At 75.8% G+C, this 25,723-nt stretch carries 23 protein-coding genes and 1 riboswitch; of the genes, 7 read left to right on the top strand and 16 right to left on the bottom strand.

Features of this window, described 5'->3' with window-relative positions:
- Positions 1 to 73 precede the first annotated feature (73 nt).
- On the top strand, positions 74 to 2,104 hold the full coding sequence (locus LPA54_RS14860; protein WP_228977687.1) for an anthranilate synthase family protein: 2,031 nt from the start codon (positions 74 to 76) through the stop codon (positions 2,102 to 2,104).
- Between the two features lie 127 nt (positions 2,105 to 2,231).
- Here LPA54_RS14860 and LPA54_RS14855 read toward each other — a convergent pair whose 3' ends face one another.
- The 3 genes from LPA54_RS14855 to LPA54_RS14845 form a co-directional block, all read right to left on the bottom strand.
- Positions 2,232 to 2,909, bottom strand: coding sequence for a response regulator transcription factor (locus tag LPA54_RS14855; protein WP_228977686.1), 678 nt, complete (start codon positions 2,907 to 2,909; stop codon positions 2,232 to 2,234).
- Entirely contained in the window at positions 2,906 to 4,180 is a 1,275-nt protein-coding gene (gene macS / locus LPA54_RS14850; RefSeq protein WP_228977685.1) for a MacS family sensor histidine kinase, read from the bottom strand. Before macS ends, LPA54_RS14855 begins: the two co-directional genes overlap by 4 nt.
- Positions 4,181 to 4,247: 67 nt before the next feature.
- On the bottom strand, positions 4,248 to 4,979 hold the full coding sequence (locus LPA54_RS14845) for a 1-acyl-sn-glycerol-3-phosphate acyltransferase (protein ID WP_228977983.1): 732 nt from the start codon (positions 4,977 to 4,979) through the stop codon (positions 4,248 to 4,250).
- Positions 4,980 to 5,172: 193 nt separating this feature from the next.
- Here LPA54_RS14845 and LPA54_RS14840 point away from each other — a divergent pair, with 193 nt between their 5' ends.
- Positions 5,173 to 5,976 (top strand): carboxylesterase, encoded by an 804-nt coding sequence (locus LPA54_RS14840; protein WP_228977684.1) that lies wholly within the window; start codon positions 5,173 to 5,175, stop codon positions 5,974 to 5,976.
- A gap of 295 nt (positions 5,977 to 6,271) precedes the next feature.
- Entirely contained in the window at positions 6,272 to 7,057 is a 786-nt protein-coding gene (locus LPA54_RS14835) for a hypothetical protein (RefSeq protein ID WP_228977980.1), read from the top strand.
- A gap of 50 nt (positions 7,058 to 7,107) precedes the next feature.
- Here LPA54_RS14835 and LPA54_RS14830 read toward each other — a convergent pair whose 3' ends face one another.
- The 6 genes from LPA54_RS14830 to LPA54_RS14805 all read right to left on the bottom strand — a co-directional run bounded on the left by LPA54_RS14830 (position 7,108) and on the right by LPA54_RS14805 (position 12,174).
- Entirely contained in the window at positions 7,108 to 7,863 is a 756-nt protein-coding gene (locus tag LPA54_RS14830) for an endonuclease/exonuclease/phosphatase family protein (RefSeq protein ID WP_228977683.1), read from the bottom strand.
- Between the two features lie 80 nt (positions 7,864 to 7,943).
- Entirely contained in the window at positions 7,944 to 8,885 is a 942-nt protein-coding gene (locus tag LPA54_RS14825; protein WP_228977681.1) for an ROK family glucokinase, read from the bottom strand.
- An 86-nt stretch (positions 8,886 to 8,971) separates the two neighbouring features.
- Entirely contained in the window at positions 8,972 to 9,484 is a 513-nt protein-coding gene (locus tag LPA54_RS14820; protein ID WP_228977679.1) for a DUF5304 family protein, read from the bottom strand.
- Positions 9,485 to 9,517: 33 nt separating this feature from the next.
- Complete coding sequence (locus LPA54_RS14815; RefSeq protein WP_228977677.1) at positions 9,518 to 10,693, bottom strand: ArsA family ATPase; 1,176 nt, start codon at positions 10,691 to 10,693, stop codon at positions 9,518 to 9,520.
- A 196-nt stretch (positions 10,694 to 10,889) separates the two neighbouring features.
- Positions 10,890 to 11,339: an SRPBCC family protein gene (locus LPA54_RS14810; RefSeq protein WP_228977675.1), complete on the bottom strand. Its 450-nt coding sequence runs from the start codon at positions 11,337 to 11,339 to the stop codon at positions 10,890 to 10,892.
- 58 nt (positions 11,340 to 11,397) lie between these two features.
- Positions 11,398 to 12,174, bottom strand: coding sequence for a metallophosphoesterase (locus LPA54_RS14805; RefSeq protein WP_228977674.1), 777 nt, complete (start codon positions 12,172 to 12,174; stop codon positions 11,398 to 11,400).
- Positions 12,175 to 12,446: 272 nt separating this feature from the next.
- Between LPA54_RS14805 and LPA54_RS14800 the strand changes: the two genes are divergently transcribed.
- On the top strand, positions 12,447 to 14,243 hold the full coding sequence (locus LPA54_RS14800) for a long-chain fatty acid--CoA ligase (RefSeq protein ID WP_228977671.1): 1,797 nt from the start codon (positions 12,447 to 12,449) through the stop codon (positions 14,241 to 14,243).
- A 203-nt stretch (positions 14,244 to 14,446) separates the two neighbouring features.
- On the opposite strand, the gene LPA54_RS14795 is transcribed toward LPA54_RS14800, so the two are convergent.
- On the bottom strand, positions 14,447 to 15,589 hold the full coding sequence (locus tag LPA54_RS14795) for a glycosyltransferase family 4 protein (protein WP_228977670.1): 1,143 nt from the start codon (positions 15,587 to 15,589) through the stop codon (positions 14,447 to 14,449).
- Between the two features lie 89 nt (positions 15,590 to 15,678).
- On the opposite strand from LPA54_RS14795, the gene LPA54_RS14790 reads away from it, so the two are divergent.
- The gene (locus LPA54_RS14790; protein ID WP_228977668.1) at positions 15,679 to 16,935 is read left to right on the top strand and encodes a glycosyltransferase family 87 protein; all 1,257 of its coding nucleotides are present in this window, start codon (positions 15,679 to 15,681) and stop codon (positions 16,933 to 16,935) included.
- Here LPA54_RS14790 and LPA54_RS14785 read toward each other — a convergent pair.
- From LPA54_RS14785 to LPA54_RS14765, 5 genes are all read right to left on the bottom strand, one after another.
- Entirely contained in the window at positions 16,905 to 18,164 is a 1,260-nt protein-coding gene (locus LPA54_RS14785) for a hypothetical protein (RefSeq protein ID WP_228977665.1), read from the bottom strand. The genes LPA54_RS14790 and LPA54_RS14785 overlap by 31 nt on opposite strands.
- A 70-nt stretch (positions 18,165 to 18,234) precedes the next feature.
- On the bottom strand, positions 18,235 to 19,263 hold the full coding sequence (locus tag LPA54_RS14780) for a C40 family peptidase (RefSeq protein ID WP_228977664.1): 1,029 nt from the start codon (positions 19,261 to 19,263) through the stop codon (positions 18,235 to 18,237).
- A gap of 246 nt (positions 19,264 to 19,509) precedes the next feature.
- On the bottom strand, positions 19,510 to 20,535 hold the full coding sequence (locus LPA54_RS14775; RefSeq protein ID WP_228977661.1) for a C40 family peptidase: 1,026 nt from the start codon (positions 20,533 to 20,535) through the stop codon (positions 19,510 to 19,512).
- Between the two features lie 314 nt (positions 20,536 to 20,849).
- On the bottom strand, positions 20,850 to 22,214 hold the full coding sequence (locus LPA54_RS14770; RefSeq protein WP_228977659.1) for an NYN domain-containing protein: 1,365 nt from the start codon (positions 22,212 to 22,214) through the stop codon (positions 20,850 to 20,852).
- Between the two features lie 60 nt (positions 22,215 to 22,274).
- A complete protein-coding gene (locus LPA54_RS14765; RefSeq protein WP_058941343.1) occupies positions 22,275 to 22,517 on the bottom strand; it encodes a hypothetical protein in 243 nt (80 codons plus the stop codon).
- Positions 22,518 to 22,780: 263 nt separating this feature from the next.
- Here LPA54_RS14765 and LPA54_RS14760 point away from each other — a divergent pair, with 263 nt between their 5' ends.
- Together LPA54_RS14760 and LPA54_RS14755 are read left to right on the top strand one after the other, a co-directional pair.
- Entirely contained in the window at positions 22,781 to 23,452 is a 672-nt protein-coding gene (locus tag LPA54_RS14760; RefSeq protein ID WP_308112849.1) for a rhomboid family intramembrane serine protease, read from the top strand.
- Positions 23,449 to 23,730 carry an Lrp/AsnC family transcriptional regulator gene (locus tag LPA54_RS14755; protein WP_228977656.1) on the top strand — a complete coding sequence of 94 codons (282 nt, stop codon included), beginning with the start codon at positions 23,449 to 23,451 and terminating at the stop codon, positions 23,728 to 23,730. The genes LPA54_RS14760 and LPA54_RS14755 overlap by 4 nt, the downstream gene beginning before the upstream one ends.
- 32 nt (positions 23,731 to 23,762) lie before the next feature.
- On the opposite strand, the gene LPA54_RS14750 is transcribed toward LPA54_RS14755, so the two are convergent.
- The gene (locus LPA54_RS14750) at positions 23,763 to 25,214 is read right to left on the bottom strand and encodes an aminotransferase class V-fold PLP-dependent enzyme (protein WP_228977654.1); all 1,452 of its coding nucleotides are present in this window, start codon (positions 25,212 to 25,214) and stop codon (positions 23,763 to 23,765) included.
- 212 nt (positions 25,215 to 25,426) lie between these two features.
- Positions 25,427 to 25,544: riboswitch (SAM riboswitch) on the bottom strand.
- Between the last annotated feature and the right edge of the window lie 179 nt (positions 25,545 to 25,723).

The following is a 25,723-nucleotide window of genomic DNA, read 5'->3' as shown; positions in this document are numbered from 1 at the left end:
CGCGAAGGCCGCCCGAGGGGCGGCCTTCCCGCGTTCGGCGGGGCCGTTCCTCCACCTCGGAAGGAACACCCGCATGGACCTCGCCCCCGCCTCCGGCCCCGACCGCACCACGTCCGGCCCCGGTACGGACACCCCCACGCACCCGCACGCCGACACGCACGACGGCGCCGACCCCGCCGCCGGCCTCGACGCGCTGCTGGACCCGGACGGCCCGCCCTTCGCGCTGCTCCGCCGGCGCACCCCCGGCCGCGACCACGACACCGTCGAGGTCCTCGTCGGCGCGGTCCACGAGGCTCGGCGGCTGGCCGACCTGCCGGTCGGCGAGCGCCCCGCGCTGGCCCTCGTCCCCTTCCGCCAGCTGCGGGAGCGGGGCTTCGACGTCCGCGACGACGGCACACCGCTGTCGGTGCTGGTCGCCGACGCCTCGTACGAGCTGACGCTCGCCGACGCCCTGGACCGGCTGCCCGGCCACGCGGTCCGCGTCGAGGACGGCGGCTTCGACGTACCGGACGAGGAGTACGCGCGGACGGTCCGGCGGGTCGTCGAGGACGAGATCGGCGGCGGCGAGGGCGCGAACTTCGTCATCCGCCGCACCTACACCGGGCGGATCCCCGGCTTCGGCCGGGCCGACGCGCTGGCGCTGTTCCGCCGGCTGCTCACCGGGGAGCGCGGCGCGTACTGGACCTTCGTCGTGCACACCGGGGACCGCACCCTGGTCGGGGCCAGCCCCGAGGTCCACGTCCGGATGTCCGGCGGCACGGTCGTGATGAACCCGATCAGCGGCACCTACCGCTACCCGGCCGGCGGGCCCACGCCGGAGGGCCTGCTGGCCTTCCTCGCCAGCCGCAAGGAGACCGACGAGCTGTCCATGGTCGTCGACGAGGAACTGAAGATGATGTGCACCGTCGGCGACATGGGCGGGGTCGTGGTCGGGCCCCGGCTGAAGGAGATGGCGCACCTGGCGCACACCGAGTACGAGCTGCGGGGCCGCTCCTCGCTCGACGTGCGGGAAGTGCTGCGCGAGACGATGTTCGCGGCCACCGTCACCGGCTCCCCGGTGCAGAACGCCTGCCGGGTGATCGAGCGCCACGAGCACGGCGGACGCGGCTACTACGCGGGCGCCCTGGCGCTGCTCGGCACGGACACGGGCGGAGCGCAGACCCTCGACTCCCCCATCCTCATCCGCACCGCCGACATCGCCGCCGACGGCCGGCTGCGGGTGCCCGTCGGGGCGACCCTGGTACGCCACTCCGACCCGGAGGGCGAGGTCGCGGAGACCCACGCCAAGGCGGCGGGCGTCCTCGCCGCGCTCGGGGTGCGACCGGGCCGCCCCGGCGAGGCCGCGCGGGTGCCGCGGCTCGCCGACGACTCCCGGGTGCGGGCCGCGCTGGACGCCCGGCGCGCGGACCTGGCGCCGTTCTGGCTGCGCATGCAGGAGCGCTCCGCCGCGCCGCGGGGGCACGCCCTGGTGGTGGACGGCGAGGACACGTTCACCTCGATGCTGGCGCACCTGCTCGGCTCGTCCGGGCTCGACGTGACCGTGCGGCGCTTCGACGAGCCGGGGCTGCGCGAGGCCGCGCTCGGCCACGCCGGGCCGGTCGTCCTCGGGCCGGGCCCCGGTGACCCGTCCGACCCGGACGACCCGAAGATGCGGACCCTGCGGGCGCTGACCGCCGCGCTGCTGGGCACGGGCGGGGCGGCCGGCGGCCCGGCCGGAGGGCCGTTCGTCCTGGGCGTCTGCCTCGGGCACGAACTGCTCGCCGCGCACCTCGGCCTGGACATCGTGCGCAAGCGCACGCCGTTCCAGGGCGCCCAGGTGGAGGTGGACCTGTTCGGGGAGCGCCGCACGGTCGGCTTCTACAACAGCTTCACGGCCCGCTGCGACGACGCCGCGGCGGCCCGGCTCGCCGCACGCGGCGTGGAGGTGAGCCGGGAGCCGGTCGGCGGCGAGGTGCACGCGCTGCGCGGACCGGGCTTCGCGGGGGTGCAGTTCCACCCGGAGTCGGTGCTCACCCTCGACGGGCCCGCGGTGGTGCGGGAACTGCTGGGGCAGGCGGCGGGAGCCGGCACGGCGGCGCTCCCGCTGCGGCGCCCCGCGACCTGACGGGAACGGGCCGCGGTCCCGGCCCCGGGCACGGTCGGGGTCGGGGTCGGGGTCGGGACCCGCACGGCACGGGGCGCGGCGCGAGCAGCGCGGGCGCCGTGCCGTGCGGTGCGGTCGGACCGCGCGGTCAGACGTCGTCGAGGCCGCGCTCGATGGCGTACCGGACGAGCTCCACGCGGTTGTGCAACTGGAGCTTGCCCAGGGTGTTCTGGACGTGGTTCTGCACCGTGCGGTGGGAGATCACCAGGCGCTCGGCGATCTGCTTGTAGCCGAGGCCCTTGGCCACCAGGCGCAGGACCTCGGTCTCGCGGTCGGTGAGCCGGGGGGCGTCGGGTTCGGCGGCGCCCCGCGCGGGGCCCGGCTCGGCGGCGAGGCGACGGTACTCGCCGAGCACCAGCCCGGCCAGGCCCGGTGTGAAGACCGGGTCGCCCGCCGCCGTGCGCCGCACCGCGTCCAGCAGCTCGCCGGTGCTGGCCGACTTCAGCAGGTAGCCGGTGGCGCCGGACTTCACCGCCTCCAGGACGTCGGCGTGCTCGCCGCTCGCGGAGAGCACGAGCACCCGCGGCCGCGGCTCCCCGCCCGACCCGACCAGCTCCTTGCAGACCTGGACGCCCGGCTTGCCCGGCAGGTTGAGGTCCAGGACCAGCACGTCGGGCGTGGTGGCGCGGGCCCGGCGCACGGCCTGCTCGCCGTCGCCGGCGGTCGCCACCACGTCGAACCCGGCCTCGGCCAGGTCCCGGGCGACGGCGTCGCGCCACATCGGGTGGTCGTCGACCACCATCACCTTGATCGACTGTTCCGTCATCGTCTCGCCTTCCCCCGTGGGACCTTCAACTCCACCTCGGTGCCCTGGCCGGGGACGGTGACCAGTTCCGCCGTCCCGCCCAGGTCCCGCAGCCTGCCGCGGATGGACTGGGCGACGCCGAGGCGCCCCTCGCTCTCCGCCTGGGCCAGGCGCCCCTCCGGGATGCCCGGCCCGTCGTCGCGCACCGTCACGACCACCTCGTCCGTCCAGTCCTCGACGAGGATCCACGCGCGGGCGTCCGGCCCGGCGTGCCGGCGTACGTTGTCCAGGGCCGCGCCCACCGCGGCGGCCAGTTCGGCGGCGGCCCGGCGCGGCAGCCACACCGGCGCCCCCGGCTCGGCGAACGACACCCGCGCCCCGGCGTGCGGCGCGAGCAGCAGGCGCAGGTCCCGCTCGCCGCCCCCGGTGTCGTCGGCGGCACCGGTACCGGAGGAGCTCGGTCCGCCGGCCGCCCGCGCCTCGTCCGTTTCGCCGGGCCCGTCCGGTTCGTCGACCAGGCGGACGACCGCGCCCTGCGAGGCGTCCTCGCAGACGTGCGAGGGCCGCACCAGCCCGCCGGCGACGAGGGTGCGCAGCGCGACCTCCTGCTCCCCGGCCATCCGCCCCAGCTCCGCGGCCTCGCCGCCCAGGGCGGTGCCCCTGCGCTGCACCATGGCCAGCACCTGGAGGACCGAGTCGTGGATGTCGCGGGCCAGGCGCTCCCGCTCGCGGGTGGCGGCCTCGATCTCCAGGGCGCGGGCGAGGGTCCGCTCGGACGCCCGGGCGACCTCGACGACGTACCCGATCGCGATGGAGGCGACCCACACGAGCAGCACGTTGTGGAGGGTGTCGCGGCTGGGCTCGCCGCGCTCGACGATGTTGGCGACGGCGACCAGCGAGGAGGCGAACCCGGCCCAGCGCCAGCCGCCCTTGATGGCGTACGCGAGGACCGCGCCGGCCGTCCAGATCGACGGCAGTGTGGGCCCGTCCTGGAGCTGCGCGTGCGCGTCGGCGACCGGCGTCAGCAGGATCCCGACGAGGGCGACGGTGAGGTCGACGGCGAGGAAGCGCCGGGTGCAGCGGGCCGCGCCGGCCACCTTCGGCAGGGACGCGAGGGTCCAGACGGTCAGCACGGCGAGGAACGCCGCGGCCACCCAGGGCCGTTCGAAGTCGTCGCGGGTGAAGACGAAGAGGAGGTCCGCGTAGACCATCGTGAGGACCCGGTAGGCCGTGAGCGCGCGCCACAGCGGCTGCTCCACGGACATGCGGACCACCCGCTCGCGCCTGGCCATCTCCCCCACCCCCCGCGCGCCGCCCCGCGGGCACGCGTTCCTCGGCGCGCGCCGGGCGCGCGCCTCGCTACTCGGCCTTCGCCCCGGGCCCGGCGGCGCCGTCCCGGCCCGCCTGCTTGGCGGCCTTCTCCGCCTCGGCGATGCGCCGCTTGGCGACCGTGGCGTAGATGTCGACGTACTCCTGACCGGACAGCTTCATGATCTCGTACATCACCTCGTCGGTGACCGAGCGCAGGATGAAGCGGTCGCCCTCCATGCCCTGGTAGCGGCTGAAGTCCAGGGGCTCGCCGATGCGGATGCCCGGGCGCATCAGCTTCGGGAGGACCTTGCCGGGGGGCTGGATCTTCTCGGTGTCGATCATGGCGATCGGGATCACCGGGGCGCCCGTGGCCAGCGCCACGCGCGCGAGGCCGCCGGTCCTGCCCCGGTACAGCCGCCCGTCGGGCGACCGGGTGCCCTCCGGGTAGATGCCGAACAGCTCGCCCCGCTTGACGACCTCGACGCCGCTGCGCACGGCGGCGTCGCCGGCGCCCCGGGCGCCGGAGCGGTCCACGGGCAGCTGGCCGACGCCCTTGAAGAACGCGGCGGTGAGCTTGCCCTTCACGCCGGGCGAGGTGAAGTACTCGGCCTTGGCGATGAAGGTGACCTTGCGGTCGAGGACCGCCGGCAGGAAGAAGGAGTCGGAGAACGACAGGTGGTTGCTCGCGAGGATCGCCGGCCCCTCGGCGGGGATGTTCTCGAGGCCCTCCACCCAGGGCCTGAAGGCGAGCTTCAGCGGCCCTCCGATGGAGAACTTCATAGCGCCGTAGATCAACTCGTGTTCCTCCCGTGTTCCGTCGATCAGACCATAACCCGAGCGGACCCCGGCCCCCGCTTCCGGAAGTCCCCGGGGCCGACGTCACGGGGCCGACGGCCCTGGTCGGTGTCAGCGCGGTCGCGTACGGTGAGGTACACACGTCCGATCCTCCTCCTCACGCGAACAGGAGACCCCCGTGCCGGTCGTCCCCGGAGCCGAGCCGTACCGCCACGAGGGCGGGGACGTCGGCGTACTCCTCTGCCACGGCTTCACCGGTTCCCCCGGGTCGTTGCGGCCCTGGGGCGAGTACCTCGCGGCCCGCGGCCTGACAGTGTCGGTGCCGCTGCTGCCCGGGCACGGCACCCGCTGGCAGGACATGCAGGTCACCGGCGGGGAGGACTGGTACGCGGAGGTCGACCGGGAGCTGCGGGCGCTGTCGCGCCGGTGCGAGCGGGTCTTCGTCTTCGGGCTGTCCATGGGCGGGGCGCTGACGCTGCGGCTCGCCGCCCGGCACGGCGACGCGGTCACCGGCATCGTCCTGGTGAACCCGGCGAACCGGGTCCACGGCGCCATGGCGCGCGCGCTGCCCCTCGTCCGGCACCTGGTGCCGTCGACGGCCGGCCTCGCCAACGACATCGCCAAGGACGGCATGGACGAGGTCGCCTACGACCGGGTCCCGCTGCACGCCGCGCACGCCCTGCGCCGGTTCCTGCACGTGGTGGACCGCGAACTGCCGCAGGTGACCCAGCCCGTCCTGCTGCTGCGCTCCCCGCGGGACCACGTCGTGCCGCCCGCCGACTCGGCGCGGATCCTCGGCCGCATCTCCTCCACGGACGTGACGGAGGTGCTGCTGGAACAGAGCCACCACGTCGCGACGTTGGACCACGACGCGGAGCGGATCTTCGAGGAGAGCCACGCGTTCATCGGCCGCCTCGCTCCCGGGACCGGCGCGGGCGCCTCCCGGGACGGAAACAAGGAGGGGAGTGCGACCGGTGGCTGAGCAGCACGACGCGGACCGCGGGGAGGGCCGGGACCGGCAGGAGGGCCCCGACGAGCGGCACGCCCTGCCGCTGCCCGACGGACCGGGCGCGGTGACCGGCGCCGACGGGACGGCGGGAGCGGCCGGTGGGCCCGGAGCGAGCGGTGCGGCCGGTGGGTCAGCTGCGGCCGGTGCGGCCGGGCAACCCGCCGCTGAACCGGCCTCCGAGACGGCCGCCGAACCGACCCCCGAGCCGGACGCCGAGGACCGGACCGCCGCCGGGACCACTGCCGGGACCGCCGCCGGGCCCTCGGGGGTGGCCGGCGGGCGGTTGGACGAGGAGGCGGCCTGGGCCGCGATCGTCGCCGGGTACGGGGAGGAGCCGCCGGACCCGCCGGGCGCGCGGCCGTTCCGGTCGGTGGAGGACCTGGCCCTGCCGGAGTTCGAGGGGCCCGCGGACGGCGACCGGCCGGCGCGGGGCGCGACGGCCGACGACCGGCGCAAGGCCGACGGGTGGAAGGCCGGGGACCGCATGCGGAGCGACCGCCCGGCGGCCGACCGCCCGGCAGCCGACCTCCCGGCGGGCGACCTCCCGGCGGGCGACCGGGACACCGGTGACGGGCCGACCGGGAAGACGGAGCCCCGCGCCGAGGGCGGGGACGCACCCGCCGGGGACGCCCCTGAGGGTGAGGACCGCACCGCGGCGACGCGGCCGCCGGTACTGGGCGGCTCCGTCGTGTTCGCGCCCGGCGTCGGCCCGCGCGGCCCGCGCGACTACGAGCTGGCCGACCCCGACGCCCCCGCGGGCGGGGGCGGCGCGGCCGATGCGGCGCAGGCCGCGGACGACGACGAGGGCCACTTCGTACCACCGGAGCCGCCGCCGCTGCCGGAGGCCGACTCGGCGGCGAAGTTCGGCTGGCTGGGCGTGCTCGGCGGGCCGGTCCTGATGCTGCTCGCCGTGCTGCTCCAGTGGGACATGACGTGGTGGCTCACCACGCTCTGCGTCGGCGGGTTCCTCGGCGGCTTCGCCGCGCTGGTGTCCCGCATGCGCGACGAGGACGAGGACGGGGACGACGACCCGGGGCGCGGCGCCGTGGTCTGAACCGGCGCCGTCGTCCGGACCGGCGGGGCGCCCCGCCCGGGGCGCCCCGCTCAGGGCGCGGCCGGTACGCGGAGGGCGGCGAGCACGGGCAGGTGGTCCGTCGCCGCCCTCAGGTCCGCCTCCGTCACACCGGGCAGCCCGGCCGGCACCCCGCAGCCCAGCACCTCGACCCCGCCGGTCGCGAAGAGCGCGTCGATCCGCTGGCGCGGCCCGTCCGGTGGGTGGGTGTGCTCGCCGCCCCACGGCCGCGCGGTCCGGCAGTCCTGCAGCGCACCGGCGAGCCGCCGGAAGGCCCGCCCGTCGGGCCGTTCGTTCACGTCTCCCCCGGCGACCGCGTGCGGCACGTCCAGCGCGGCCAGCTGCTCCAGCACCATCCCCGCCTGCGCGTACCGCTCGTCGGCGCGCAGGCTCAGGTGGCAGCTGAGCACCCCGAGCCGGGCGCCGCCGACGCGCACCACGGCGGTGGCGAAGCCCCGCCGGTGCAGGCCCGGGGTGAGCGGCAGCAGCACGTCCCGGGTGCGTTCGGCGGTGACGCGCAGGGAGCAGAGCAGCAGCGGACCGGCCGCGGTGGCCCCGCCGCCCAGCACGACGAGGCCGCTCTTGGCGGCGAGCCGCGCCGCGTGCTTGCGCCAGCGGAAGAAGCGCGGCGCCTCCTGGACGAGGACGAGGTCGGGAGCGCAGGCCCGGATGACCCGGGCGAGGGCGTCCTCGTCGTCGCGCAGGGAGCGGATGTTGTAGCCGAGCACCCGTACGACGGCCGAACCGTCCGGCTCGGTACGGGAGTCGGGCAGTGCGGTGAGCTCCATGGGGGCACCGTACGACAACGCCCGCCGCGTCCGGTGGGGACGCGGCGGGCGGTCGCCGGGTGTCGCGCGAGGGGTGCGGGTCAGCCCTGGCGGGCCAGGTCGGCGGCGCCGACCAGGCCGGCCTCGCCGCCGAGCTGCGCGGCGAGGACCTGGGCGTGCGGCCGGTAGTTGCCGCCGACGAGCCAGCGGCGGAAGGACTTGCGGATCGGGTCCAGGACCAGCTCGCCCTCGTCGGAGACGCCGCCGCCGACGATGAACGCCGACGGGTCGAAGAGGGACGCGAGGTCGGCGAGGCCGGCGCCGGCCCAGCGGGCCAGCTCGCGGAAGGAGTCGACCGCCACCTTGTCGCCATGGCGGGCGGCGTCGCTGATGTGCTTGCCCTGGATGCCCTCGGCGGTGCCGTCGCCCAGCGACAGCAGGAACTCGGCGTTCTCCGGGGTGGCGTTGGCGCGCTGCTTGGCGTACCGGACGAGGGCGCGCCCGGAGGCGTACTGCTCCCAGCAGCCCTGGCTGCCGCAGCCGCACAGCAGGCCGTCCGGGACGACCCGGATGTGGCCGAACTCGGCGGCGACGCCGAAGCGTCCGCGGCGCAGCTTGTTGCCGATGATGATGCCGCCGCCGAGGCCGGTGCCGAGCGTGATGCAGATGACGTCGTCGTGGCCCTGACCGGCGCCGAAGCGGTACTCGCCCCAGGCGGCGGCGTTGGCGTCGTTCTCGACGACGACGGGCAGCCCGACGCGCTGCTCGACCTTGTCCTTCAGCGGCTCGTGGCGCCAGTCGATGTTGGGTGCGAACAGGACGGTGGCGCGCTTGTCGTCGACGTACCCGGCGGCGCCGATGCCGACGGCCTCGACGTCATGGCCCTTGCCGGCTTCGGAGACGGCCGCGCAGATCGCGTCGACGATGCCCTCGGGTGTCGACGGGGTGGGCACCTTGTGGGTGTCGAGAATGGTGCCCTCTTCGTCGACCACGCCGGCCGCGATCTTCGTGCCGCCGATGTCGACGCCGATGGTGAGTCCCATGTGTCCCTCAGTTTTCGGTCGAGCCCCGCTACGCCCAACCGTACCCGAGGGCAGGCGCCGGACCGCCCGGTCCGGCGGGCTCCGCTTCAGTCGAGGTCGATGCGCTGGTTGCCGTCCGGCCCCTCGCCGTTCCCCTCGTCGTCACCGCCGCCGCCCCCGTCCTTCCGCCCGCCGTCGCCCCGGGGGCCGGGTGCGGCATCCGGGCCGTCGGAGGCGGTCTTCTCCCGCGGCCCGGCGGTCCAGCGGTGCTCCTGGCCGCCGACGGCGGAGCGGTAGGCGGCGAGCAGTTCGCCGCCGGCCGCGGCGAGGTGGTCGAAGACCTGCGGGTTGCGCTCGATGACCGGTTCGATCGCGGACCTGGCCTGGGCGACGGCCTGCCGGACGGCGCTCTGCCCGCCGGGGCCCAGCAGGGGACCGCCGAGCGAGGACACCTTGTCGGTGACCGCGTCGACGAGCTTGCGCAGCTCCTCGGCGGCGGAGCCGGGCGGCGGGGTGCCGCGGCCGGTGCGGCGGGCGCGCTCGGCCGCCAGGTCCTCGGCGCAGGCCCGCGCCCAGGCGTCGTCCTGCGGGGGACCGGGCCGCTGCGTGGCATCGCTCATGCCATCGACGGTACCCGACCGGCGGGCGGTGGTTCAGGGCGTGCGGGGCCACAGTCCGGGGTCGGGGCGGAAGCGGACCAGCAGCTCGCCGTCGCGCAGGGCGGCGCCGGCGACGGTGCAGCGGCGCAGCGCGGCGGGGAGGGGGGCGACGCGGCGGAACGGTCCGACGGTGAGGACCAGTTCGTCGCCGCGCCGGACCAGGCCGAGGCCGGGCTTGGTCGCCCCGGGCAGCGGTATGCGCCACACCAGGACGCCGTCGGTCTCCCGCCGGTCCTCGACCGGCCACCGCGGGGCGGGGACGGGGGCGCCGGGGGCGAGGTCGCCGAGGCGCGCGAGGTGGGCCAGGTCGTCGGCGCCGTGCGGGTCGCGCCCCAGGTGGGGCAGCTCGCGGACGGCGGGGACGCCGTCCGCGTACAGCTCCTTGAGGTGTCCGCGCTGCCGGTCGGCGAGGGCGGCGAGCCACGGGTCGGGCGAGGTGGCCGGCAGCAGCCGGTTGGCGACGACCCGGTCGAGGGCGAGGCCGTGCAGGGCGAGCCCGGCGCGGGCGGTGCGCAGCGCCTCGGTGGCGGCGGGGCCCGGTTCCACGACGAGGCGGACGCTGGTGGTGGGCGCCTCGACCAGCTCCTGGACGACGGCGAGCTCGGCGTCCCGCTCGGCGGCGGCGCGGTACAGCGCGTCGGTGGGCATGGGGACCCCGGCGAGCTGGGCGAGGACGGGCCGCAGGGCGCGGGCGGCCTGGCGCTCGGGGGGCAGGAGGCGGCGCAGGTAGCGGCGGAGCTGCCCGGGGAGGGCGAGCAGGGCGACGGCGTCGCGCGGCGGCGGCAGGTCGGCGACGAGCAGGTCGTGGTCGGCGTCGCGGGCGGCGTCGCGCAGGGCCGCGAGGTAGGCGAAGCGGTCGCTGCCGGGCAGTTCGGTGAGTTCGTCCTCGTCGAGGCGGGCGGCGCCCAGGACCTCCAGGGCCGTCGCGGCGCGCTCCTGGAGGGCGAGCAGCTCGGCGCGGAAGTGGGCGGCGGGGTCCAGGCGGCGGACGGTGAGGCGCCCGCCGGCGCCGGCGGGGTCCGCTGGGCCGGCGGAGCCGTCGAGGCCGGTGACCGGGTCGCCGGTCAGCAGGAGCACCCTGAGGCCGTCGCGGGCGGCGGCGAGGGCGGTCGCCGCGGCGACGGTGGTCCGGCCGGCCCCGCCGGGGCCGGTGACGAGGAGGGTACGCATGGGGGAACGGTACCGGGACCCACGCCCCCACCCCGCCGGGCTGCGGGGCCGGTCCGGCCGCCCGGCCGAGGGACCGCCCCGGCGCACGGGGCGCCGGGGGGCGGGCCGGCGCGGGCCGGGGCGGTACGGGCCCGGGAGAACCGGGGCGCTACGGGCTCGGGAGGGCCGGGGGTACGGGCCCGGGAGAACCGGGGCGCTACGCCTGCGTGGTGGCCTCGACGCGCTTCTTCAGGCCCGCCAGGGCGCGGTCGATGATGACCTTCTCGGCCTTGCGCTTGATCATGCCGAGCATCGGGATCTTGACGTCGACGGTCAGCCGGTACGTCACCTCGGTGCGAGCGCCGCCGTCGAGCGGGGCGAGCGTGTAGGAGCCGTCGAGTCCGCGGAGCATCTGCGACTTCACGAGCGTCCAGCTCACCTCCTGCCCGCCGGTCCAGGTGTACGCCAGGGTGTGGTCGTCCTTGATCGCTCCGGCGTCCAGCAGCAGGCGCACCTGCTCGGCGCGGCCGGCCGCGTCCCGCGAGAGCACCTCGGCCTCCTTGACCTCGCCCGTCCACTCCGGATAGCGGGCGAAGTCGGCGATCACTCCCATGACCTCGGCAGGGGCAGCCTCGATCGTGATGCTCGAACTGGTGTGTTCCGCCATCGCTGTGGCTCCTCCGGGGGGCTCGGTACGTGGGGGAAGGCTATCGCGTGCCCGCGCCTCACCACTCCAGGGCCCAGGGCCTGCCGGAGGAGGCGAAGTGGCCCACGTTCACGCACTCCGTGGCGCCGACGCGCATGCGCCGCGCGAGGGGCTGGTGGACGTGGCCGAAGAGGGCGTACCGGGGGCGGACGCGGTGGATCGCGTCGAGGAGCGCGCCGGAGCCGCGCTCGAAGCGGCGGGCCACCGTGTCGTAGGTCAGCTCGGGGACGTCCGGCGGGATGTGCGAGCAGAGCACGTCGACCTCGCCGAGCGCCTCGACCTTCGCCGCGTACTCCTCCTCCGGGATCTCGTACGGGGTGCGCATCGGGGTGGGCAGGCCGCCGCCGACGAAGCCGAAGACGCGCCCGCCGATCTCGACGCGCTCGCCGTCGAGCACGGTGGTGCCGGGGCGGGCGTACTCGGGCCACAGGCGCGGTATGTCGACGTTGCCGTAGGTGGCGTAGGTGGGCGCGGGGAAGGCGGCGAACAGTTCGGCGTACTGGGCGCGGACGGCCGACTCGACGGCGGTGGCCTTGTCGACGCCGCGCTCGGCGAGCTCGGCCCACAGGCCGCGGCCGAACTCCCGGGCCTCGCCGAAGCGGCGGGCGGTGCGCAGGGCGACGATGCGGTGGGCGTTCTCCGTGCCGAACAGGTCGGGGAAGATGCCGCGGGAGTGGTCGGCGTAGTCGAGGAAGAGCACCAGGTCGCCGAGGCAGACGAGTGCGTCGGCGCCCTCCCCCGCCCTGGCCAGGTCCCGCGCGTTCCCGTGTACGTCACTGACCACATGGACTCGCATGGCACACCAGCTTACGGCCCGGCGGAGCGGGCCGGACCTGCGGTTACTTCCGGGTCGCGACGGGAGTGGACTACTGTGCGCGAAGGAGAGCCGCCGACGTGTGACGCAGGGAACATCTGGCCAGGACCCCCTATCGGGATCCCAGTACCGGTGGGTAACGTCCGGGCAGTCCAGTCGTGCTCACCCCCACTGAGTGCGTAGTCCGTAGTGGACCGCGAAACCGGCGCATCACACAGAGCCGTGGCGTCGGCGCCCGATGAGGAGCAGCAGTCTTGCGCGAGTTCAGCCTTCCGGCCCTGTACGAGGTCCCCGCGGACGGCAACCTGACGGATCTGGTCCGCCGCAACGCCGCGCAGCACCCAGACGTGGCCGTGATGGCGCGCAAGGTCGCCGGCGGGTGGGAGGACGTCACCGCCGCGCGGTTCCTCGCCGAGGTGCGGGCCGCGGCCAAGGGCCTGGTGGCCCGGGGCGTACGGCCGGGCGACCGGGTCGCGCTGATCTCGCGCACCCGGTACGAGTGGGTCCAGCTGGACTTCGCCGTGTGGAGCGCCGGCGCGGTGACCGTGCCGGTGTACGAGACGAGCTCGGCCGAGCAGATCCAGTGGATCCTCGGCGACTCGGGCGCCGTGGCGGCGATCGTGGAGAGCCGGGCGCACGCCGACGCGGTGGAGTCCGTACGGGACGCGCTGCCGGAGCTGCGGCACGTGTGGCGGATCGACGACGGCGCCGTCGAGGAGCTGACCGAGGCCGGCCGCGAGGTGTCCGACGCGACGCTGGACGAGCGCGGCGGCACCGCCCGGGCGGACTCCACGGCGACCATCGTCTACACCTCGGGCACCACGGGCCGCCCCAAGGGCTGCGTGCTGACCCACCGCAACTTCTTCGCCGAGTGCGGCAACGTGGTGGAGCGCCTCAAGCCGCTGTTCCAGACCGGTCGCTCCTCGGTGCTGCTCTTCCTGCCCGCGGCGCACGTCTTCGGGCGGATGGTGGAGGTCGCCTCGGTCCTGGCGCCGATCCGGCTCGGCTGCGTGCCCGACATCAAGAACCTCACGGACGACCTGGCCTCGTTCCGGCCCACGCTCATCCTGGGCGTGCCCCGCGTCTTCGAGAAGGTGTACAACTCGGCGCGGGCGAAGGCCCAGGCGGACGGCAAGGGCAAGATCTTCGACCGGGCCGCGCAGACGGCCATCGCCTACAGCCGGGCGAAGTCGACGCCGGGCGGCGTCCCGCTCGGGCTGCGGCTGAAGCACAAGCTGTTCGACGTGCTGGTGTACGGCAAGCTCCGCGCGGTGCTCGGCGGGCGCTGCGAGTTCGCCATCTCGGGCGGGGCCCCGCTGGGTGAGCGGCTCGGCCACTTCTTCAGCGGCATCGGCTTCACCGTGCTGGAGGGGTACGGCCTGACGGAGTCGTGCGCGGCGACGGCGTTCAACCCGTGGGACCGGCAGAAGATCGGCACGGTCGGCCAGCCGCTGCCCGGCTCCAAGGTGCGGATCGCCGACGACGGCGAGGTGCTGCTCCACGGCGAGCACGTCTTCACCGGCTACTGGCAGAACGAGCCGGCGACGGCCGAGGCGCTGGCGGACGGCTGGTTCCACACCGGTGACATCGGCACCCTCGACGAGGACGGCTACCTGGCCATCACCGGCCGCAAGAAGGAGATCCTCGTGACGGCGGGCGGCAAGAACGTCGCCCCCGCCGTGATCGAGGACCGCATCCGCGGCCACGCCCTGGTCGCGGAGTGCATGGTCGTCGGCGACGGCCGGCCGTTCGTGGGGGCGCTGGTCACCCTGGACGAGGAGTTCCTCGCCCGCTGGGCCGCCGACCGGGGCAAGCCGGCCGGCTCCACCGCGGCGTCCCTGCGTGACGACCCGGACCTGCTGGCGGAGGTGCAGCGGGCCGTGGACGACGGCAACTCCGCCGTCTCCAAGGCGGAGTCCGTCCGCAAGTTCCGCGTCCTGTCCGCGCAGTTCACGGAGGAGGCGGGGCACATCACCCCGTCGCTGAAGCTGAAGCGGAACGTGGTGGCGAAGGACTTCGCCGACGAGATCGAGGGGATCTACCGGGGCTGAGCCCGCCCCGCCCCGCCCGTACGCCCCGCCCCGCCCGTACGGCCCGCCTCATCCGTACGCCCCGGCGCCCGTCAGGCCCTCCTGACGGGCGCCGGGGCGTCCGCTGGCCCGCTGGTGACGGCAGGAGGGGCAGGGTGGGGGGCGGCGTCCGGGACGTCCCCGTCCCCCTCCCCGCCCCGTCCCCGCGGGCGGGCCCGGCCCGGCTACAGGAGGGCCTTGAGGCGCTCCGCCAGGAGGTCCCAGCGCCACTTCTCCTCGACCCAGCCGCGGCCGCGCTCGCCCATGCGGCGGCGCAGCTCGGGGTCCTGGAGGAGGGGGACGATCCGCTCGGCGGCCTCCTGGGGCGAGCCGCCCCGCACGACCCAGCCGGTCTCGCCGTCCAGGACGGCGTCCGGGGCGCCGCCGGAGTCGCCGGCGACGACCGGGAGGCCCGTCGCCGACGCCTCCAGGTAGACGATGCCCAGCCCCTCGACGTCCAGCCCGCCGCGCCGGGTGCGGCACGGCATCGCGAAGACGTCGCCGGCGCCGTAGTGCGCGGGCAGCTGCTCCCACGGCACGGAGCCGGTGAAGCGCACGGAACCGGCCACACCGCTCTCGCGCGCGAGTCGGCGCAGCTCGCCCTCGTACGGGCCGCCGCCCACAACCAGCAGCACGGCGTCCGGCACGGCGGCGAGGACCGCCGGCATGGCCCGGATCAGCGTGTCCTGGCCCTTGCGCGGCACCAGCCGGGAGACGCACACCACGACGGGCCGGTCCGCGAGCCCCAGCCGGGCGCGGACGGCGCCGCCGCCCGAGTCGGGGTGGAAGGTCTTCTCGTCGACGCCCGGCGGCAGCTGCACCATGCGCGCGGCGGCCTGCGGGGTGAGCACCGCCGCGATCCGCGACCGCGTGTACTCGCCCAGGTAGGTGATGGTGTCGGTGCCCTCCCCGATGCGGCGCAGCAGCGTGCGCGCCCCGGGCAGCTGCGCCCAGCCGGCCTCGTGGCCGTGGGTCGTCGCGACGAGCCGCCGGGCGCCCGCCTCGCGCAGCGCGGGCGCCATGAGGGCGAGCGGCGCGGCGGCCCCGAACCACACGGAGGCGCAGCCGTGCTCGCGCAGGAGCGCCGCCGCCCGCGCGGTGACCCGCGGGGTGGGCAGCAGCATCGTCGACCGGTCCCGCACGACACGGAAGGGCTGCTCCGCGTCGAACCGGGCGGTCGCCTCGACCCCCTCGCGTCCGCGCTTCCAGGTGGAGGCGTAGACGACGACCCGGTCCGGATCCAGGCGGAGCGCCATGTTGTGCAGGAACGCCTGGATCCCACCGGGCCGCGGCGGGAAGTCGTTCGTTACGATCAGCGTCTTGTGCATCGGGGCCGACAGTACCGAACGGCCCGCCCGCACCGCTCGCGCACCGTACCGCCCCACCCGCAGACCACCACGAACCGGACGAGGTACCGATGAAGCTCCCGAGCGGACCGCGGTGGTCCCTGGCCGCCTTCTGGCTGCTCACCAGGGCCGTCCTGCTGCTCTACACCTTCAGGGTCGTCTTCGTGCCGGGCCCGGACGTGACCACCGACGTCTCGGTGATCTACTTCCAGTGGTACGAGGTGCTGCGCGGCGGCACGTACCCGCTCGACGACGTGACCTGGCAGTACCCGCCGGCGGCCGCCTTCGCGATCCTCTCCCCCGGTCTGCTGCCGTTCCTGGAGTACGCGCACGCGTTCTTCCTGCTCGCCCTCGCCTGCGACGCGGTGGTGTTCGGGCTGCTGGTGTACGCGGGCGGGCGGCCCGGCAAGAGCCACGCGGGCGCCTGGGTGTGGCTCGCTGGTGTCCCGCTGCTCGGGCCGACCGCGTACGCCCGCTACGACATCATGGTGACCGCCGTCGCCGTCACCGCCCTGCTGGCCGGGGTGCGCAACCCGCGCACCATGGGCGTCCTGGCCGGGGTGGGCGCGCTGCTGAAGGTGTGGCCCGCGCTGCTGCTGCTCGGTACCGCGCGGGGCCGCGTCACGCGCCGCTCGTGGGCGGCCGCCGCGGCGTCGGGCGCGGCGGTGCTGGCGGCGTGCGTCCTCGCGGCGCCGGGGGCCCTGGCGTTCCTGACGTTCCAGCGGGACCGGGGCACGGAGGTGGAGTCGCTGGGCTCGCTCGTCTTCCACGTGGCGCGGTTCCTCGGCGCGTGGGACGGCGAGGTGCGGCTGAACTACGGGTCGGTGGAGTTCCTCGGCCCGTACGTGCCGCTGGTCAGCGGAGCGGCGATGGGGCTGACGGCGCTCGCGTTCGGCTGGCTGGTGCTGTGGCGGCTGCGGGCGCGGGAGTTCGGCGCGACGACGCTGTGCGACGCGGCGTTCGTGGCGGTGCTGCTGTTCACCACCACGAGCCGGGTGATCAGCCCCCAGTACATGCTGTGGCTGGTCGGGCTGGCCGCGGTGTGCCTGGTGTGGCGGGGCAGCCGCATGCGGCGTCCGGTGCTGCTCGTGCTGGTGGCGACGGGTGTGACGCTGCTGGAGTTCCCGGTGTGGTTCTCGCACGTGGTGGCGAGCGACGCGCTGGGGCTGGCGCTGCTGTTCGTCCGCAACGGGCTGCTCGTCGCGGCGTCGCTGTCGGCGGCGCGGGTGCTGTGGCACCGGACGGTGACCGAGCCGCGGCTGGCCGCCGAGGGCGCGCGGGTGCCCGCGCAGGCCGCTCACCGCGACGGGGCGCTGCTCAACTCCTGACGCAGGTGGTCCCGCCAGGCGCGGGTGAACGCCGCCCGGTCCGTGCCGAGGACGTCGCGGAAGGCCCGGTCCTGGCCGTGTTCGCCCGCCGCGCGGTAGAAGGCGGCCAGCCCCGCCCCGCCCCGGCGCCGGGCGATCAGCTCGCAGGCGAGCCAGCCGCCCTCGTAGGCGCGGGCCACCCGTCCGGCGTCGCCGCCGAAGGCGAAGTCGCCGTCGGCCGGCAGCGCGGCCGGGACGTCGCCCGCCCGCACCGCCCGGCCCAGTTCGGGCGCCGCGTCGGCGGCGGAGCGGCCCGTGCCCCGGTAGGCGATCCGGTCGGCGAGGCCCTCGGAGAGCCACAGGGGCGTGGCGGCGGTGGTGTCGGCGCGGGTGGCGACGTGGACGGTCTCGTGGGTGAGGACGAAGCGCCGCCCGAAGTCGGTGAGCTCCCGGTACGCCTCCGGGTTGACGACCACCCGGTCGGCGGGGGCGCCCGGCCCGCCGCCGGGACGGCCGGTGGTGACGGCGGCGATCCCCCGGTAGGCCCCGGCCGGCTCGCCCAGCAGGGCGGCCATGGCGTCGAGGGAGCCGGGCACCAGGACGACGACCCGCCCGCCCCACCGGCCGGGCCAGGCGGCCGTGACCGCGGGGACGGCCCGGTCGGCGGTGGCGGCGACCTCCCGCAGCAGCGCCGGGTCCTGGCCCACGCCGAGGACGAGGGCGCGGGCGCCGCGCACGGCCGCCACGGGCCCCTGCTCCCAGATCTGCGCGGCGGCCCCCTCGGCGGCGCGGTCCGCCGTCACCCGCCACCGCCCGTCCCGCTCGGCCAGCTCCAGGACGCGCCCGGCGGTGACGGGCCCCGTGTCGTGGCCGTCGAGGGCGTACGCCAGCTCGGCCCGCACCACGGCCCGCGGCCCGTCCCGGTCGACGCCGAGGACCCGGTACGCCCAGCTCGCCAGCGGTACGGCGGCGAGGTGGCGCAGGGTGCGCGCGGCCGGGTCGTCGCCGGGCACGTCGTGGCGCAGGACGGCGGCGGCCCGCCGGTCCAGGGCCTCGCGGATGCCCCGGTCGGCCGCGGCGTCCGGACCTGCGGCGGGCGGGCCGCCGGATGACGTACCGGGTGCGGGGCGGGCGGGGGCGGGCGCCGGACCGGTGGCGGGCGCGGGGGCCGGGGTGGGTGCGGCGCACCCCGCGGTGAGCGCGAGCGCGCCGAGCACCGCCGCCGCGCGTCGCCGTCCCGGTCCTGCCACGCCCCGATCGTAGGCGCACCGCGGCGCGGGGGGCGCCAGGCTGCGGGGCGTGCGCGGGCGGCGCCGGCCGTCAGACGCGGGTGACCGCCGAGACGGGCATCATGCCGACCGGGTCGTAGCGGACCGGGGCGCCCGGGTAGGGGGCGTGGACGACCTGGCCGTTGCCCATGTACATGGCCACGTGGCTGGCGTCGGAGCGGTAGGTGACGAGGTCGCCGGGGCGCGCCTCGGAAAGGGGCACGTGGCGGCCCGCGCCCCGCTGCGCCTGCGAGGTGCGCGGCAGGCCGACGCCGGCCTGGGCGTACGACCACTGCGTCAGGCCGGAGCAGTCGAAGCCGTCGGGTCCGTTGGCGCCCCACACGTAGGGCTTGCCGACCGCCGAGCGGGCCGCCCGCGCGGCGAGCGCGGCGCGGGAGGACGCCGCCGCGGTGAGGGGCGGGAGGGCGCCCCCGTCACGGCCCGAGCGGGACGCCCGGTCGAGGGCGTCGCGCTCCTCGGACGGCAGGGAGTGCAACAGGGCCCGCGCCTCGGCGAGCTTCCGCTCGACCTGCCGCTTGTGGCGGGCCACGGCCGCGCGGCTGCGCTCCAGTTCGGCGAGGGTGCGGGTGGCCTCGGCGCGTTCCTGCGCCAGCCGGCGCTGGGCGCGCCGGAGTTCGGCGAGCGCGCCGGCCTGCCGGTCGCTGATCCGGTCGAGGACAGCGGCCTTGTCGAGGTAGGTGTCGGGGTCCTCGGACAGCAGCAGCGCCAGGGACGGGTCGATGCCGCCCGAGCGGTACTGGGCGCCGGCGACCGAGCCGAGCGCGCCGCGCATGCGGTTGATGCGCTCCTGGCCGCGCGCCACGCTGTCGCGGGCGGTGTCGACGGCCTCGCGCAGGCGGTCGGCGCGCTCGTCGGCCTCGTTGAAGCTCTCGGTGGCCCGCTCCGCCTCGGCGTAGAGCCGGTCCACGCGGGCGCGGGCGGTGTCGGCCGGTTCCGTCGGGTCGGCGTGCACGGGGGTGGCACCGAGGGCGGCGGCCGCCGTGGCCGCCGCGGCGGACAGGACGGTGGCCTTGGCGCTCCGGTGGAGGCCCGGATGGGGGGGACGGCGATGGGACGCCACGGACCGCGCTCCCTTCGACTGTGACGCAGGCTGTTGCGCGCCAGACAGTAGCCGGGTGGTCACGGCATGGCCAAAGACCCTCGGGGGCGCGCACAGTGACGCCCCGCCGGGAACCACAGGTCACCGGCGGGGCGGGGCGTCAGCCAGGGGGTCGGGAAATCCCCCGATCGGGCGCGCATGGCGGGCGGTTCTCCGACACGCGGGAAGAGCCGCGCATATCAGCTGCCCGGCCGCGGGCGCCCCGCGTCAGATGCGGACGCCGAACTGGAACGAACCCAGGTAGTCCATCGACTCGTAGCGGACCGAGGCGCCCGGCTTCGGGGCGTGCAGCACGGTGTTGTTGCCGGCGTACAGGCCCACGTGCGCGAGGTTGTTGAAGAAGACGAGGTCGCCCGGCTTGAGCTGGCTGCGGCCGATCTTCACGCCGTCGTTGTGCTGCGTGAACGTGGTGCGGGAGATGCTCACGCCCGCCTGGCGGTAGGCCCACTGCGTCAGGCCGGAGCAGTCGTAGGAGTTGGGGCCCTCGGCGCCGGAGACGTACGGCTTGCCGATCTGCGTGGCGGCGGCGTTGAGGGCGGCGGCGCCGCGCTGCGAGGCCGGGACCTCGTTGCCGAGCTCCACGCGCTCGCCGGCGTCCCGGCTGGCCCGCTGCTCCTCCTGCTGCATCTTCCGCCGCTCCTCGGCGGTGAGCGTGTTGAGCAGCTTCTGCGCCTCGGCCAGCTTGCCCTGGAACTTCTTCTTCTTCTCGCCGAGGGACTTGCGGACGTCCTCGAGGTCGGCGAGCTTCGCCGTCGCCTCGGCGCGCTGCTGGGCGAGCGTGCGCTGCTTGGCCTGGATGGTGCGGAGCGTCTCGGTCTGCTTGGCGGAGAGCTGGTCGACGGCGGACGCCTTGTCGAGGTAGTCGTCCGGATCGGAGGAGAGGAAGAGCTGGAGGGACGGGTCCATGCCGCCGTTGCGGTACTGGGCGCTGGCGACCGCGCCGATGCCGTCGCGGAGGGTGTTGAGCTCCTCCTGGCCGCGGGCCACCTGGTCCTGGAGGGCCGTGATCTCCTTCTGGAGCTTCTCGCGCCGCTCGTCGGCGAGGTTGAACTGCTCCGTGGCCTCCTCGGCCTCGTGGTGGAGCTTGTCGACCTTCTCCTTGACCTGGTCCTTGGTCGGCTGCGGGGTGGCCGAAGCGGTCTGCGAGGTCAGGGCGACGGCAGCGGCCGCGGTGGCGGTGAGCACGGTCACACGGGCGCGGCTGGGCTGCTTGGGTCGACGGTGGGACGCCACGGAGGCGAGCTCCTTCTTCCTCGTGAGCCGCCTGCCGGTGGACGGTCGGTGCCCCGGCACCGCGCACCCGGACACCCCGTGAATACGTCCGAACTGCACGATTAAGGCGGTTCCTTCGCTGTCGTCCCCGATGGACGACCAACCGCGCGAAGGTTCGAGCCCAGACCCTAGTGACCACCTTGTGATCAGTTCAAATCCTCATGAGAAAAATCTCGCCCGCCCGGCACATTTTCCACCCTCGTCCCACGCTGGGTCATGGGCGGTTGACGGTAGGTTCCCCCACGTGCCCTCAAATGGGGCATGTCGCACAGGAGTTACGAGAGCCGCGAAAGCCGCTTCAGCAGCATGACCGACGCGACGGGCCGGGCGCCGGACCTGGCGACGCCGTCGGCGACCTCCCGGTCGCTGGAGACGACGACGACGGGCCGGCCCGCGGGCTCGGCCCGCACCAGCTGGCGGATCACCTCGTCGGCGGTGACCCCCGGCTTGGAGAAGAGCACCCGCACGCCCCGCGGCGGCGCGAGCAGCACCGGCGCGGCCAGCTCGGCCCCGTCGAAGACGCAGGTGACCTCGGCACCGGTGCGGGCGGCCAGCCCGGAGAGCCCGCCGAGCAGCCGCAGCCGCTGCTTCTCCAGCGGCATCGTCGGATAGCCGGTCTTGGTGACGTTGTACCCGTCGACGACCAGGTGGGCCTGCGGGAGCGCGAGCAGCTGGTCGAGGAGGGCCGGGTCGGTCTCCGAGAGCGCGCGGGCCGCGACGTCCTTGGGCGACATCCGGCCCGGCTCCACGGCGTCCACCGAGTCGGCGGGGCGCACCGCGACGGGCGGCAGGGCCAGTTCGCGGCGCAGCCCCTGCGCGGCCTCCAGGACGGTGTCGAGCAGCAGCCTCAGCCGTACGTCCTCCACCGAGCGGCCCTCCCTGGCCGCCCGACGGCTGGCCTCCAGGGCAGCCTCGGTCTCGCCGAGCCGCGCCTTGAGGCGGCGGGTCTCGCTCTCCGCGGCGGAGACCCGGGCGGCGGCCTCCGCCTTCGCACCGTCGATCTCCGCCTGGGAGCGGCGCACGGCCGCCTCGCCGCGCTTCACGTCGCTCTGGGCGCTGCGCAGCTTGCGCTGAAGCGATTCGGCTTCCTTGCGGGCCGCCTCCAACTCGGCGCGCAGCCGCTCGGTCTCGGCGCGGGTCTGGGCGCGGGCCTCGGCGAGCTCCTCGCGCAGCCGCTCCAGCTCGCGCCGGCCGGCCTCGTCGGCCCGCTCGGCGTCGGCGCGCTGCACCTCCTCGCCGGCCGCGGCGACCAGCTTGACCCAGCCGGCCGGGCGGAGCACGTACGCGGCGGCGGCCACGTCGACCGGGTCGGCGGCCGCGGGCGGCGCGCCCGACTCGACGGCGCCGGCCAGCTCGGGCTGGGTGCCCCGCAGCCGCTCGCCGATCCGCTGCCGGAACAGCGCGTCGCCCTCCAGCGCGGCCGCCATGGCGTTGCCCGCGAACCTGGCCCGCCGCGAGGGCGTGAACCGCGCGTACTGCCGCAGCTGGGCCGGCAGCTCGGCGACCGTCAGACCGCCGAACGCCTCGGACACGAGCGCCACGACCCGGCGCCGCACCGGCTCGGGCAGCGGGCGGTCGAGCGCCTCGGCGGCGTCACCGGCCGCACCGGCCGACTCAGCGCCGCTTTCGGGCTGCGCCACGATCCGTCACCCCTACCGTCGTTCTCTTCGCCGGGCCGCCCGCCGCACCGGGCGCACCGTTCAGGAGCCGGCGCCCGGCCTGTCCACCAGCTCGATCCGGTCCACGGCGTTGCACCAGCGGCAGCGGACCGACTCGATGGTCTCACTGACCACCTCGCGCTCCTCCACCGTGGGCTCCCCCGCCAGGTCCAGATGGACGTACTCCACGACCTTCGAGGAGCGCGTCACGTCGAACCGTGTCAGGTTGCCGCAGAGGGTGCAGCGCCAGCGGGTCTCGGCGGTCGGCTGGGGAACCGTCGTCATGGTGGCCGTCCTTGTCATGGTCCGGTCGTTCCAGTTCTTCGACCCGCGGTGCGCCGTCGGACTGCGGGTGCCCCGGGAGCGGCCCCGGGCACGCCCGTAACCCTACGGCCTCGGCGGTCCCCCCTGCTCGGACGGATGACCGGGGCGGCCGGTGACGGACCCCGGCCCGGCGAGGCGCTCTGTCCGGCTCGCTCCCCGTACGTCATGATCTGTGCGTGAGGGATTGGCGCGGAACGTTCCGGCGTGCGGTCACCGGGCCCTCGGTGACCTACGCCGTCATCGGCGCGTGCGCGGTGGTGTTCGTGCTCGGCCCGGCCTCCGGGCTCAACCCGTCGTACGGAACGGGCGACGCCCTCGTCCTGGCGCAGGGCGACTACTTCCGGCGCTGGGGCGTGGTCCCGGCGGACCTCCTGAGCGGGTCGGCCGCGGCGCTGCTGACCCCGCTGAGCGCCCTGTTCGTCCACGGCAACTGGCTGCACCTGCTCGGCAACATGCTCTTCCTCTTCGTCTTCGGCGCGATGGCCGAGGAGCGCATGGGCCACCTGCGCTTCGGCCTCTTCTACGTGGCCGTCGGCTACCTGGCGCTGGCCGGGTACGCGCTGGCGCACGCGGACAGCGGGCAGACGCTCGTGGGGGCGTCGGGGGCGATCTCGGGGGTCCTCGGCGCCTTCCTCTACCTCTTCCCGCGCGCCCGGGTCACGAGCCTCTTCCCGTTCCTCTTCTTCCTGCCGCTGCGCTTCCCCGCCTGGATCGTGCTGGTCTTCTGGTTCGCCCTGCAGTGGGTGGCGGCGCGCGGCGCCGGCAGCGGGCCGGGCGTCGCCTACCTGGCGCACCTGATCGGCTTCGGGCTGGGCTTCCTCTACGCGTGGGCGCGCTACCGGGGCATTAGAGTGAAGGCCCCAGCAGCGGCCACCGAGGGAGAGGGACAACCGTGATCACCGCGATCGTGCTCATCAAGACCAGCGTGGACCGCATTCCGGAGATCGCGGAGGCGATCGCCGCTCTCGACAGCGTGAGCGAGGTCTTCTCCGTCACCGGCACCTACGACCTCGTCGCCATGGTCCGCGTGGCCAGGCACGACGACCTGGCCGACGTCATCCCCGGCAGCATCAGCAAGATCCCCGGCGTGGTCGCGACCGACACCCACGTCGCCTTCCGCACCTACTCCCAGCACGACCTGGAGGCGGCCTTCGCGATCGGCCTCGACGCGTAGCCCAGGGAATCACCCATACGGGTGAAGCGGATTCAGCCACGGTCCGGCACGCAGCGCCCGTCCTCGGTGCGGTAGTTCCAGCGGGCGCCGTCGCGGACCAGTTCGCGCACGGCCCCGACGAAGCGCTCGACGTGCTCGTCGGGCGTCCCCGCGCCGAAGCTGACCCGGATCGCGTTGAGGGACCGCTCGCCCGGACCGGCCTCCGGCGCGCCGCACGCGCCGGGCTCCTGCGGGGCACCGCCCAGCAGCGTGCGCACCAGCGGGTGGGCGCAGAAGAGGCCGTCGCGCACGCCGATGCCGTACTCGGCGGAGAGCGCGGCGGCGAAGTGCGAGCTGTTCCACCCCGCCACGACGAAGGACAGGACGCCCACGCGCGGGGCGTCGTCCCCGAACAGCGACAGCACCCGTACCTCCGGCACGTCGGCCAGTCCCTCCCGGACCCGCGCGATCAGCTCGCGCTCGCGGGCGACCAGCGCGTCGAACCCGGCGTCGGCGAGGGCCGTGCACGCCGAGGCGAGGGCGTACGCGCCGATCACGTTGGGCGAGCCGGCCTCGTGCCGGGCGGCCGTGGTGTGCCAGTCGACGTCCACGCCGCCGTCCGCCCGCCGGGCCACGCGCCGCGAGGCGCCGCCGCCCGCCAGGTACGGCTCGGCCTCCCGCAGCCAGTCGGCCCGCCCGGCCAGCACCCCGGCACCGAACGGCGCGTACAGCTTGTGCCCCGAGAGGGCCACCCAGTCCACGTCGAGGTCCGCGACGTCCACCGGGTGGTGGGGCGCCAGCTGGGCGGCGTCCAGGACGACGCGGGCCCCGTGGGCGTGCGCGGCGGCGGCCAGTTCGCGTACGGGCCACAGCTCGCCCGTCACGTTGGAGGCGCCCGTCACGCACACGAGGGCGGGGCCGTACGGCTCCCGGTCGGCGAGGGCCCGCTCCAGCGTCCGGACCGCCTGGCCGGGCGTGCGCGGCGCGTCCAGGTAGGTCACCCGGGCGCCCCGCCACGGCAGCAACGACGCGTGGTGCTCGGTCTCGAAGACGAACACCTCGCACCCCTCGGGCAGCACGTGCGCGAGGAGGTTCAGGGAGTCGGTGGTGGAGCGGGTGAACACCACCTGGTCGTCGGGGCGGCAGCCGAGGAAGGCCGCGACGGTGGCGCGGCTGCTCTCGAACAGGTCGGTGGAGAGCTGCGAGAGGTACCCGGCACCGCGGTGGACGCTGCCGTAGTAGGGCGCGTACGCGGCGACGTCGTCCCAGACCCGCTGGAGGGCCGGCGCGCTGGCCGCGTAGTCCAGGGCGGCGTAGGTGACGTGGCCGCCGGTGACGAGCGGCACGGTGACGTCCCGCCCGAGCACGGGCAGCGGGCCGCCGGCGGCGGACGGCACGGGGGCCGACGGCGCGGGGGCGGTGACGGGGGCGGCGGAGGGCACCGGGCGGGCGGCGGGGACGGCCTCGGTGAGGGGGGAAGCGGTGGCGTTCGGGTACGCGGACATGGCGGACTCTCCCTGCTGGCGCGGCGAATGAGGGTGTGCGGGACCCGCGGGGCGACGGCAGCGGCCGTGCCGGGTACGGGTGACTTCCTCCACGCACGGCCGGGCGCGTGACGACGGCGGCCGTGCGGAGGGGGAGGAGGGGCCGGAGGCCCTAGCGCATTCGCTTGCTCACGAGACTGCTCCCTCGGGACCAGGACCCCAGGGTGTGCAGGGGTCCGCGCTTGCCGCAGACCTCGCTGCCTGCGGCCTGGTCTTCACCCGGGGCACCCCGCCACGGACGGAGGGTTGCCGGACAGCGGGCCGGGGCCGTGGTCGCTGTCACTCATGACCTTGGGGAGCATCTTGCCACACGACGGCGGGCGCGCAAGCCCGGGTTCGCCTGACGGACGGCACGGCGCGGCGGGACCGCGCCGTGGCGGCGCGGCGGGACGCGGCGGAGCGCCGGGACGGCGGGACGGGACACGGCGGCGGGGGGGGGGGCCCCCCCCCCCCCCCCCCCCCCCCCCCCC

Origin of the sequence: Streptomyces sp. DH12, assembly GCF_020873895.1 — a bacterium.
In the GTDB taxonomy this organism is placed as follows: domain Bacteria; phylum Actinomycetota; class Actinomycetes; order Streptomycetales; family Streptomycetaceae; genus Streptomyces.
Note: the sequence above shows the minus strand (reverse complement) of the source record. Positions and strands in the feature narration are given on the sequence as shown.